13 protein-coding genes and 2 tRNA genes are annotated in these 11,854 nt (G+C 30.0%); 7 read left to right on the top strand and 8 right to left on the bottom strand.

Annotated features, from left to right (window positions below):
- Positions 1-134: 134 nt before the first annotated feature.
- From VCM48_RS09345 to VCM48_RS09335, 3 genes are all read left to right on the top strand, one after another.
- Positions 135-205: transfer RNA gene (locus VCM48_RS09345), tRNA-Gln, on the top strand.
- 95 nt (positions 206-300) lie between these two features.
- Positions 301-371: transfer RNA gene (locus VCM48_RS09340), tRNA-Gln, on the top strand.
- A gap of 86 nt (positions 372-457) precedes the next feature.
- Entirely contained in the window at positions 458-940 is a 483-nt protein-coding gene (locus tag VCM48_RS09335) for a DUF4252 domain-containing protein (protein WP_482270333.1), read from the top strand.
- Between the two features lie 92 nt (positions 941-1,032).
- On the opposite strand, the gene VCM48_RS09330 is transcribed toward VCM48_RS09335, so the two are convergent.
- Positions 1,033-1,380, bottom strand: coding sequence for an arsenate reductase family protein (locus tag VCM48_RS09330; protein WP_482270332.1), 348 nt, complete (start codon positions 1,378-1,380; stop codon positions 1,033-1,035).
- A gap of 117 nt (positions 1,381-1,497) precedes the next feature.
- Between VCM48_RS09330 and VCM48_RS09325 the strand changes: the two genes are divergently transcribed.
- Positions 1,498-1,953, top strand: coding sequence for a DinB family protein (locus tag VCM48_RS09325; protein WP_482270331.1), 456 nt, complete (start codon positions 1,498-1,500; stop codon positions 1,951-1,953).
- Between the two features lie 53 nt (positions 1,954-2,006).
- A complete protein-coding gene (locus VCM48_RS09320) occupies positions 2,007-3,155 on the top strand; it encodes a cystathionine gamma-synthase (RefSeq protein ID WP_482270330.1) in 1,149 nt (382 codons plus the stop codon).
- A gap of 160 nt (positions 3,156-3,315) precedes the next feature.
- On the opposite strand, the gene VCM48_RS09315 is transcribed toward VCM48_RS09320, so the two are convergent.
- From VCM48_RS09315 to VCM48_RS09295, 5 genes are read right to left on the bottom strand one after another with little or no spacing between them, the layout of a single operon-like run.
- Positions 3,316-5,190, bottom strand: a complete 1,875-nt coding sequence (locus VCM48_RS09315) for a hypothetical protein (RefSeq protein ID WP_482270329.1) — start codon at positions 5,188-5,190, stop codon at positions 3,316-3,318.
- Positions 5,191-5,243: 53 nt separating this feature from the next.
- A complete protein-coding gene (locus VCM48_RS09310) occupies positions 5,244-5,693 on the bottom strand; it encodes a hypothetical protein (protein WP_482270328.1) in 450 nt (149 codons plus the stop codon).
- A gap of 3 nt (positions 5,694-5,696) precedes the next feature.
- A complete protein-coding gene (locus VCM48_RS09305; RefSeq protein WP_482270327.1) occupies positions 5,697-5,831 on the bottom strand; it encodes a hypothetical protein in 135 nt (44 codons plus the stop codon).
- A 24-nt stretch (positions 5,832-5,855) separates the two neighbouring features.
- A complete protein-coding gene (locus VCM48_RS09300; RefSeq protein WP_482270326.1) occupies positions 5,856-6,332 on the bottom strand; it encodes a hypothetical protein in 477 nt (158 codons plus the stop codon).
- A 12-nt stretch (positions 6,333-6,344) separates the two neighbouring features.
- Positions 6,345-8,315, bottom strand: a complete 1,971-nt coding sequence (locus VCM48_RS09295; protein WP_482270325.1) for a hypothetical protein — start codon at positions 8,313-8,315, stop codon at positions 6,345-6,347.
- Positions 8,316-8,766: 451 nt separating this feature from the next.
- Between VCM48_RS09295 and VCM48_RS09290 the strand changes: the two genes are divergently transcribed.
- Positions 8,767-9,360: a TetR/AcrR family transcriptional regulator gene (locus VCM48_RS09290; RefSeq protein ID WP_482270324.1), complete on the top strand. Its 594-nt coding sequence runs from the start codon at positions 8,767-8,769 to the stop codon at positions 9,358-9,360.
- Positions 9,361-9,411: 51 nt separating this feature from the next.
- Complete coding sequence (locus VCM48_RS09285) at positions 9,412-9,897, top strand: acyl-CoA thioesterase (RefSeq protein ID WP_482270323.1); 486 nt, start codon at positions 9,412-9,414, stop codon at positions 9,895-9,897.
- A gap of 52 nt (positions 9,898-9,949) precedes the next feature.
- Here VCM48_RS09285 and VCM48_RS09280 read toward each other — a convergent pair whose 3' ends face one another.
- Entirely contained in the window at positions 9,950-10,558 is a 609-nt protein-coding gene (locus VCM48_RS09280) for a superoxide dismutase (RefSeq protein WP_125066473.1), read from the bottom strand.
- Between the two features lie 124 nt (positions 10,559-10,682).
- Positions 10,683-11,717 (bottom strand): class 1 fructose-bisphosphatase, encoded by a 1,035-nt coding sequence (gene fbp / locus VCM48_RS09275; protein ID WP_099215066.1) that lies wholly within the window; start codon positions 11,715-11,717, stop codon positions 10,683-10,685.
- Positions 11,718-11,854 lie beyond the last annotated feature (137 nt).

Below are 11,854 nucleotides of genomic sequence, written 5' to 3'. Positions count from 1 at the left end.
TTTCTCTAAAATAACCTCCTATATAAAGTTCTGTTAAATGAATTTTAAGGAGTAAAAAAGATGTAAACGAAAAAAAGTGTAAAAAATTTGCTAAAATAAAAGTTTGTTTTATATTTGCACCCGCAATAAGCAATTGGCCTATGGTGTAATGGTAACACACCGGTTTTTGGTACCGATATTCAAGGTTCGAGTCCTTGTAGGCCAACAAAATCCTTACGAACTTCGTGAGGATTTTTTTATAAAAAGTGTTTAATGATTTCTAAATATAAAACTTTGTTTTTATATTTGCACTGTAAACATTGGCCCATGGTGTAATGGTAACACACCGGTTTTTGGTACCGATATTCAAGGTTCGAGTCCTTGTGGGCCAACTAAAAAGTCTTAACTGAATAAGTTAAGGCTTTTTTATTTGTAACAAATGCATAAAGCAATCGTCTTCAATTAAAACACTATTATTATGAAACGAATTGCAACCATCTTTTTCTGCCTTTTTGTGTTAAGTTCTTTTGCACAAAAAGAAGATTTTAAAACATTTTACCAATCTAATAAAGATAGAGCTGAGGTATCTTTAAATATTCCTAGTTTTTTTGCTAATATGTTCATCTCTGATGAAGACACTGATGAGTTTGGAGTTTTCTTAAAGAAATCAAAAAACTATAAAATTATGGTGTTCAATAACAACATGGCTTTAGTACAAAAGGATTTTAAAAAGTTTGCGCGAAGAAATAATTTAAAAACTTTAGTAAGAGTAAAAGACGGTAAGGAAAGGGTAACGGTGTATTTTAGAGAAACAAAAGACCGTATTAAAGAAATTATCGTCAATGTTCATGATAAAAGTGACGAAATGGTATTATTAGGAATTAAAACCAACCTTACCATGGATGAATTATCCGCTATGGTAGAAGCATCTACAAAAAACAAAAGTATAGCTTCAAATTAAAAGACATTTATGTTCCCAAAGCGTAGTCGAAGGGAAGTATATAAAGTAGCATTATAGAAAACTCCGACTGAAATGTCGGAGTTTTTTGTTATTTAACCCACAAGTTCTTTTAAGTTTTCTACTACTTTTTTGCTGTTTCCAATAAAAATTTGGTCATCAACAATAAAAACAGGACGTTTTAAAAATGTGTACTCATCTAAAATATATTGTTTATAATCAGCTTCCGTTAAATTCTGATTTTTCAAATCCATTTCACGATATAGTTTTGCGCGTTTGTTAAACAAGCTTTCGTAGCTATCTGTCAATTTGCGCATTTCTTCTAATTGAGGAACGGTAACCGGATTTGCCTTTATTTCTTGCTTTTCAAATCCGTCAAGATTTACTTCTTTTAAAATTCGTCGGCAAGTATCACAGGTTTGTAAAAAATAAACTTTCTTCATTTATATAAGTTTTATTGTATTAGCTATAGATTAGTTTTAACCATTAAATAACAAATACTCATTATAGGTTTTCATGGCTAAATAGGTATCTTTGATGTAGCTAAAATAAGTAGAAAAATGAATAAACAGTTTGAAGTTTTAAAAAGATCAAGAGACTTAGTTTTAAAAAGAATAGAAGGATTATCATTAGAACAATTGCACATAACTCCTGAAGGATTTAACAATAACATTGCATGGAATGTAGCTCATTTAGTAGTTACACAACAATTATTACATTACAAGTTATCAGGATTAAATTGTTTAGCACCAGATGAGTTAATTGAAGGTTATAGAAAAGGAACTTTTCCAACGAAAGATTTTACCGAGGAAGAATTTGAAGAGGTAAAAGAACTATTAATTGGTTTACCAGAAACCTTAGAAGAAGATTTTGAAGCAGGTATTTTTAAAGAATATGAAGAATATGAAACAAGCACAGGTTTTGTGATAGATTCTTTTGAAAGTGCTGTAGCTTTTAATAATTTACATGAAGGAATGCACTTAGGAATTATCATGAACCTGAGTAAATTAGTTTAGTTCTCTAATAATATAATGTTGCTTTAAAGTAAAGGAACAATAAATGTTAACAGATGAAATTCAACACAAAAACTATACATGGAGGTCAACAACATGAAGAAGCTACTGGAGCAGTAATGCCTCCGATTTTTCAAACGTCAACCTATGCGCAATCAAGCCCAGGAGTGAATAAAGGATATGCTTATTCACGTTCAGCGAACCCTACACGTACTGCTTTAGAAAATGCATTTGCATCTCTTGAAAATGGAACACACGGATTTGCTTTTTCTTCTGGTTTATCGGCGATTGACTGTGTGCTTCGCACATTAAATCCAGGTGATGAGGTTATTGCAGGCGATGATATTTATGGGGGGACATACAGAATGTTTACCAACATGTTTGAAAAATATGGATTGAAGTTTCAGTATGTTGACATGAATGAAGTTGCCAATGTAGTTAATGCGATTTCAGAAAAAACAAAACTAATTTGGATAGAAACACCTACGAATCCGTTAATGAAAATTGCGGATATAGAGGAAATCACCAAAGCGGTAAAAACAAAAAAATCTGATGTTGTAGTAGCGGTAGATAATACCTTTGCAACACCGTATTTACAGCGTCCGTTAGATTTGGGTGTAGATATCGTAATGCATTCAGCAACTAAGTATTTAGGAGGACATTCCGATTTAGTAATGGGAGCTTTAATGACTAAAAATACTGAGTTAGCAGAACAATTACACTTTATTCAGTTTGCTGCAGGGGCTATTGCAGGACCTATGGATTCGTTTTTAGCACTTCGTGGAGTAAAAACCTTGCATTTACGTATGCAGCGTCATTGTGAAAATGGAAAAGCAGTAGCTAAATATTTATCAGAACATCCAAAAGTAGGAGAGGTATTTTATCCGGGATTAGAAAATCATCCAAATCATGAAATAGCCAAAAAGCAAATGGATGATTTTGGAGGTATGGTTTCTTTTAGATTGAAAGATGAGAGTAAACAAGCTGCTTTAACTTTTTTAGAAAATACTAAAATTTTCACCTTGGCTGAATCGTTAGGTGGTGTAGAAAGCTTGGTAAGTCACCCAGTAACAATGACACATGCTTCTATTCCTGAAGCTGATCGTTTAAAAATAGGAATTACAGATTCTTTAATTCGTTTGAGTGTTGGGGTAGAAGATATAGACGATTTACTGGCTGATTTAGAACAAGGACTTTCTAAATAGCTAATAAAACTATAATAACTTTTTTCTTATTAATAAACTAATTACAAAAATTAATAAATTGTCTCTACGTTATCTAATTCACTTATTTCTATAAACTCTAAACTCATAAAGTGGTTATTTTTAAAGACCTTTTGTAAAACATTGTTAACTATGATATAATCTAGTTTTTTATGCAGTTTTCGCAATAGGTATTTCTTAAGTATGCATTTTCTAACAACTGAAAAGTTACTCCTCCGTCTAAAGATGGATTAAATAGCTTACAAAAGCGTTCTTTGTTCTTTGTAATAGCATTTAGCATAATGGTTCGGTATTCAGAGGTAGCTGTCAATTTTTTATTAATAATAGTTAAATTAATATAGTAAAAAAGCAAATCTTCATCTATAGTAATATTTCTTGCTTCTTTATCTAATATACTCACAGCTTCGTCCATATTAGCATAGTACGTTAAAAATTGTGCTAAGCTTAAATAATCGTAGTTTGATAAGTTAAACTTTTTATAATTGTTAGTTATGTATTTTACAGCTGTATCTTTTGCTTTATAATTTCTTTTTTGCATTTCTTTTTGAGCCTTTATAATATGAAAATTTACTAACATTCTATCAATTAATGGTTGAGCTATTCCGTAACTTTTTAAGTTTAATATTTCTTTTTTAAATGTTTTTTCATTGATAGGTTGTGCATTGTTACGCCAAATAATAAATTTTAAAACAGCTAAATTGTATTTAATTCTTTTATTCTTAGGATCTAATTTTTCAAGTTGTTGTAATTCTTGAGTAACAATAAGTGTTTGACTAACATTCACTAAATATTTTATTATACTATTTTTGGTTAATAGTGTAAGGTATTTTTTCTGCCTAGGAATTTCCATTTTTTTCAAGGTTTCAGGAGAAAAATGACTTTTAACTTTTTCTAAAATGGAATTTTGTATAGCTGAGGCTTCTTCTATATTATCTTTAGTGATGTTTTCGTTAAAGAGGGTAACCAGTTTGGTTACTGGCATATCTTTATACTTATCTACCTTATCTAATTTCAAGATTACCACAGCTTTTCTATGCTTTTGTAGGTATGGTTCTAATTGTGCAACTGTAGTACCTACTAATTTACTTTTTACTTCTTTTTTAGAAAGTGCTGCTAAATGAGTATAGTTAGTATTTTTAATATCATTTAAAAACTCTACCCAGTTTTCTGAGCTAGAGATTTGGGTAACTATTTGAGGTTTTTGAAAAGATTGTAAAGCAGTTGCGATACTACTAGCTCGTTGTTCTTGTAGTTCTTTATTCCTTTCTAAACTTCCTTCAACAGAAGCATAGGCTTTAATATTAATTTTTTTAATGTTAAAATCTGTTAAACGTAACGAATCATATAAAGGTTTGATATCTTCAGGTGAATAGGTTGCTTTATTTTTTTCGAAAGGAATGGTGAACTGTAACGTTTTATATTTTTTTATAAATGTATCGTTGGTAGTTGTAATTGCTTTTGTTTTATACACTAAAGAATCTAAATATACCCCCATATCTAGTAATTCCCAAGGATATGATTGTAAATTATAGATAGTATAGTATTGGCACAATACTTTATTGCTTAAAAATAAAATATTAAACTCTAAATCATCTTTAGCTAAGGGCTTAGGAACTTGACCTACATATACTCTAAAGTTATTTTTAAACGGTTTTAAGTTTCTACGCAACTCTTTAGCATATATAGGTTGTAATACCAACCCTTTTATTTGTTGTGGTTTTACTTCTTCATTACAAGCATATCGAGTTTTCGGTACAATATCTACAGCAATACCATCCCCTGACTGTTTAAATAATTGTGTAAACCATTGTTTGTTGCTTATTTCGAAAAACAATTTATTACCTTCTCTTTTAATACCAAATCGAACTTCCTTTGGTTTTTGACGAAACATTTGTAAGAAATATCCACATTTTGTGTTTCGTTCATTATTAGTGGGTATAACTATACCATGTTGGTTTTGTGATTGTACTAAACTAACTATAAATAATGTTACTAAGATCACTAATTTATTTTTCATATATTTTAATTTTTAAAACAGCCTGCTATATACAGGCTGTTTTTAAGTGGTTTTTAGCTATTTTGTTTTATAACTTCAGTTTTTAAATCTTCATAAATTGAAAATAAATCAGCTAAGATTTCTCTTAGCTCTTCTTTACTAGAATAAAAAAACAAATTGTATTTATGTCTTTCAAACGGAATACCTACCTTTTCTGGTAAAAAATCTAGTCTACCATTTGGTTCTATGAATTCCTCATCTATATATATATATATAAGTGGTTCCACCATTCCTCTTTTCAGTACAAGGTGTAGCTGAAAAGTAATATTGTTTTCTTGTTCCTTTATTTGATAAAAACTACCATTCGAAAAATATTTATATTTATAGTTAAATATGTCTAAAATTTTCTTTTGATTTTTTTTTTCTACATTTTTATCTCTACCATCAAAATCATTATGATTTTCGCATATTTTTTGATATCTATTAACAAAATCTATTTTCTCTAAAACTGTTTTTAAGTCCATATCTTATTCTGCCAAATATTTAATTTTTTCTTTAATGAAGAAATCTATCATTTCTTTTGAGTCAAGAACCATTAGTTTTTCTTGAGCAAAAGAATAAGTAAAAGAAAAAATTAATATTATTGAAATAATTTTTTTCATTCTCCACTGTTATTTATTTTCTACTTACTCATCGGCAGTATAATCTATAGTAACTTCACGAACCAATATTTTACCATTTTTAGTATCAGCAGTATTGATTAAAAAAATGGTTTTATTAGTGCTATCAGAATACAATAAATCCAACATTACCTTTTTTCCCATTTTTTCCATAAAATCTCTTGTAATAATAATGTCTTTATTTTTTCTGAGAAAGCTTTTGTTTAATCTGAAAAAAGGGGTTCTATTTATTTTATTGTAATAGTCATCGATATCTTTATAGGCATGGTAAGAAAATGAATACTCAAAAAGTTCTTTGTTTTCTTTTAAAAAAGTATACATACAGCCAGGATTATCTCCACCGCTGACACATCCGTAACCAGATAGTTTATCATTTTTATTTAATAAAATAAAAAAGGTGTTTTGTTGTTTTATTTTTTCTAAATCTTGTGATTTTACAGTAATTGTAAAAATAAAACAGAATAATAAAATAATGTATTTCATACTCTTTAAGTGTTAATTACAGCTTTTGCTTAATTTGTTTTTTCCTAACCATTTATAAGCCCTAAATAATTCGTGTTTTTCAATGTTATTTTCTATCTCATCTTTAAATACTTCCGTATTGTGTAAGCCTGGTAATGTATTGTAAAAATAAAATTCATCCCAGTTAAATATATGAGAATTGGGTATATTAAGTCCTCCAGGTTGTGAGGGATTGTGTAGATAATGTAAGTCATAATCACTTAATCCATCAACACTAGCTTGTGAGGTAAAATTCGTTTTTCCAATTTCTTCATACACTGTTTTAAAGGTGGGGAGCATATAGTCGAACATAAACTCGTGTTGGCTTTGACCTCCATTACAACTTAAATTATTGTAATAGGTGTTTATGGTTTCACAAATATCTTCGTTATTATAAGCACCAAAAGAAACCGACTTATTACAATCATATTTTTTTAGGTTTAAATATGCGTGTATAGATTCGTGCAAAATGGTTTTTATACCATTAAAATTAGAATTATTGTTAAGTAAGTTTTCGTTTATTTCTATTAACATATTTAGTTTTGTTATAACCCCATCAACTTTCGTGCCTCCTGGTAAAACAGTACATAAACCGTTTAATTCATTACCACTATCGCCCTTTAAATCTTTGGTTACTTTAAATTCTACATTTAATACATCTTGTGTACCTCCAAATATGTTTGTAAATAAATTTTTATATGTGTTGGTTTCTGCTAATTTATTATATAAACATAGAAATTTTTCGTTAGCAATTTTGAGAGAGTCATTTTTTGGCAGCTGTATAGAATCTAGCACCTGAGTCATATCTACTTTAAATGGAGATTTTAGAGTAAGATTAAAATTTTCTTTAATATATTTTATAGACTTGTTTTTAATAGCTTCCATAGCAAAAGCTTTAGCTTCTGGAGAGGTATTTTCAAATAAGAAAGCATCAATTTTAGTAGCTTCAGTAAAATTAGTTTCTAGCCATTGTACTTCTTCTTTAGTTAAACTATAATTTAGTTCAGCATTAATTTCTAAAGCTAATGCTTTTTCTACTGAGGTGCTAGGCTCTGAACCATCTTCATTTACAGGCGAGGTATAGGTAGTGTCTCCAGAAGTTGTATCACCAGTAGTGCTTCCTCCAGTTGTAGGGTCTGAAGTGGTTGACCCTGATCCTGATGTATCTCCTCCAGAGGTTGTTGATCCACTAGGTGGTGTATAAGTACCTTCTTCACAATGAGAAAAATCTATAATGGTAATAATTTCCGTTCCACTACACGGGTTGTTACATGGGGTATTACTCATACCATGGATAGGAGGATAATCTTGACATGCATATTTTAATTCATGATAACCTCCTTGATTACAGGGTTTTACCTCTTTATACACGACACCTTCACATTCACCGTCTGATCCTTCCTCTGGCGGTGCCCAATCAATAAATTCATCTTTGGAAGCAAGGTTTAAGTTATTTAATTCTAAGTATTTTTCAGGTATTTGATATGAAACAACTTTATTATATGGTTTGTCTATGTTAAAGTCACCTTGCTCTAGTTTATAAGACACTAAAAAATAAGTAAATGAATCTTGACGTTTTTTTACTAGAAAATTTTCAAAAATAGAAGACTTTAAAATGGGGGTTTTTGTTTTAAATGTCCATGTTATAACATTGTCAGTGGTTATCTTATTAACTTTTTCTGTAAAAATAATTAACCCCTCAGCAAGTTCTTCTGTTCCTTTATGATGAGAATTTTGCTCGTTTGTCGAAAATTTACTTTCTATAAACTTTAAAGTACCTTGAATTTCTTTATCATTATTTAGGTCATCATAGGTGAGTTTTTCTAACGTATAGCTTTTAAGTTTTTTTTCTTCTTGCGAAAAAGTAACTTCCTCTTTCTCACAATTCCATAGTAATAGCGAAAACCCAAACAGGAAAACGCCTAATTTTAAAAGTCTAGTAATTTGTTTTTTTCTTTTTTTCATCATATATAAATTTGAATTAATTACAATTTTTAATGAGTGCAAACTAGGTTGCAAAACATTGGTGTAAAACTAAAAGGAGAAAATGAAAAAAGACTGCGACTTTCCGCATCTTAAAATGTAGATTTCCGCAGGATTTGTACGGTTTATGTACGAAACGACCTGAAAAACAGGTGTTTTTTAGTAAAAAAATATAAAATGAGATTATTATATAGGGTGGTAACCTGTAGGTGTTTTAAATGTTTTTCTATATGAATAAGCTTAATTATCGGTAATAAAGAGAAGAGTTTTTATACTCTTTTTACTCGTAGTTTCTCCATTTCCTCTATAGTTAAACCAGTAGCAAGAACAATCGTTTCATTATTAAAATCTTTCCTTTTTTTATGTTAGCCCACATACAATATACCGTCCGGTATATTTTTACGTATATTTGTATCTCAAACTTTTTTAAAAAATGTCTAAATCAGAAAGAACAAAGGCTTATATAATTGAAACAGTAGCTCCTATTTTTAATAGAAGCGGTTTTTCTGCGATGAGTTTATCAAAAATAACAGAAGCGACTGGTTTAACCAAAGGAGCTATTTATGGACATTTTGAAAATAAAGAAGAGCTAGCTATAGAATCGTTTGAGTTTTCAGTAAGAAAGGTGCTAAAGGACTTAAATAAGACTGTAAACAAAGGAGAAACACCTTTAGAGATGCTGAAAAACATAGCAGTTTTTTATGAAGATTATTATGAGTATAATAAACAGTTTGGTGGATGTCCTATTTTAAATATTGGTGTAGATGCTAACAATCAAAATAAGGTAATTACTCAATTGGTTCAATCGTACAATCACAGAATTTTAGAGCGGTTTTCTCAGCTAATTGAAAAAGCAAAAGAAACCAATGAAATAAAAAAATCAATAGATAGTATGTTGTACGCTAAACGCTTTTTTTACATGATTGAAGGAGCGGTGTATATGACACATATAATGAAAGATGACAGTTACTTAAAAGATGTATCTACAGTATTACAACAAATTATAAAACAAGAATTACAGAAATAACTATTTTTTTAATCAAAAATATACCAAACGGTATATTTTAAATATAACACCATGGAAATACCAAAAATTTTAGAAAGTAAAACAAAAATCAGATTTCAAGATTGCGATCCTTTCAATCATTTAAATAACGCATCCTATTTCAATTATCTTATCAATGCTAGAGAAGATCAATTAATAGCCAATTATAATTTAGATATCTACCAACACGGAAAAGAAAGAGGGAAAAGTTGGGTGGTAGGCTCACATCAAATAGCGTACTTAAAACCAGCAACCTTAATGGAAACTGTAACGATAGAATCGCAATTAATTAATTATAGCGATAGAAATTTGTTAGTTGAAATACGTATGTGGAATGAAGATAAATCAACCTTAAAAGCCATACTTTGGAGTTCTTTCGTGTATTTTGATTTATTAAAATTATCTTCAGCAAAACATACTGAGGATTTACTTGAGTTATTTGAAAACGCAGTATTACCGATAGAACAAACAAGTTTTGAAGAAAGAACAAAAAGTTTCCGATTACAAAAAACGGTATAAAAAAAGACCTGCATTTTTGCAGGTCTTTTGTATTTATTGCTAAAGCTATTAATTACTTAGCAGCAGCATATCTTCTTTCTACTTCGTTCCAGTTGATTACTTTGAAGAAAGCTTCAATATAATCAGGACGACGGTTTTGGTAGTTTAAGTAATAAGCGTGTTCCCAAACGTCTAATCCTAAAATAGGAGTTCCGCCACAAGTAACACCTGGCATTAATGGGTTGTCTTGGTTAGGAGTAGAGCAAACTTCTACTTTTCCTCCTTTGTGTACACATAACCAAGCCCATCCTGAACCAAACTGTGTAGCAGCTGCCTTAGAAAAAGCATCGATAAAAGCTTCTTTTGAACCAAATTCAGCTTCGATAGCATCTTTTAATTCTCCAGATAAATATCCTCTATCTTCTGGGTTCATTACTGTCCAAAATAAAGAGTGATTGTAAAAACCACCACCGTTATTACGAACAGCAGCATTGTTCATATCTAAATTTGTTAAAATATCTTCGATAGATTTTCCTTCTAAATCAGTACCTTCAATAGCAGCATTTAATTTAGTAGTATATCCGTTGTGGTGCTTGCTATGGTGAATTTCCATAGTTCTAGCATCTATATGTGGTTCTAAAGCGTCGTAAGCGTATCCTAATTCTGGTAAGTTAAAAGCCATAATTATTTGTTTTTTAATAGATTAATTTTTTCGTTTTTCCGAATGTAAATTTAACCCAAAAAAATAAGGCAAACAACTGTTTGCCTTATGGATAATTTATTTGAGTATAAATAATAACTATTCTTTAATAGGTTGGCTTTTCATCAGCAGAAAATTCAGTCATAAATTCTTCAGCTTTTTCAACCATTTGTATACTACCACAATAAAAAGGTACACGTTGGTGTAACTCGGTAGGTTTAATATCTAAAATACGAGTAAAACCATCAGAAGCTTTACCACCTGCTTGCTCACAAATAAAAGCCATAGGATTACATTCGTATAACAAGCGTAGTTTTCCTTTAGGTGTTATAGCAGTTGCAGGATAAATATAAACACCACCTTTTATCATATTTCTATGGAAATCTGAAACTAACGATCCAATATAACGAGCTGTGTACGGACGGTTATCTGCTTCGTTTAATTCTTTACAGTGAATTAAGAAACGTTTCATTCCTTCTTGAAAATGCGTAAAATATCCTTCACTTACTGAGTAAATTCTACCAATTTCAGGATAACTCATATTTGGGTGCGATAAATAAAAAGTACCAATGGCAGGATTTAAGGTAAATCCATTCACTCCATTACCAGTAGTAAAAACTAACATGGTTGAGGTACCATAAGCTACATAACCAGCGGCTACTTGTTCGCTACCTTTTTGTAAAAAGTCTTCTTTAGTTACAGGAGTTCCAACAGGAGAAATTCTTCTGTAAATAGAAAAAATAGTTCCTACAGAAACATTTACATCAATGTTAGATGATCCATCTAAAGGATCCATTAACAACACATATTTATTTTCGTTGGCTTTGTTTTGACCTTCAACAATTACAAAATCGTCTTCTTCTTCACTAGCAATACCACAAACAATCTCACGATTAATTAATGTTTGTTTAAATAAATCGTTTGCTAAAACATCTAGCTTTTGTTGTGCTTCACCTTGTACGTTAATATCACCAGCAGCTCCAGTAATATCAACCAATCCAGCTTTTCTAATTTCGTGGTTTACTACTTTAGCAGCTAAACGGATAGAATTTATTAAACGAGATAATTCACCAGAAGAATATTTAAAGTCTTTTTGTTTGCTGATGATAAACTCACCCAGCGTCATATGCTTGTTACTCATGTCAAATTTTTGTGTTGTGCGTACAAAGATGCCAACTTTTATTTAGTAATTTAAAATTTTCAACAAAAAAATATGATGTGTTTTAATTTTTCATTTGTTTTATCAGAAAGTTTTAAGAGAAGTATCTTTACCAAAAA

Source organism: Tenacibaculum sp. DPLXC6, from assembly GCF_056815515.1.
Note: the sequence above shows the minus strand (reverse complement) of the source record. Positions and strands in the feature narration are given on the sequence as shown.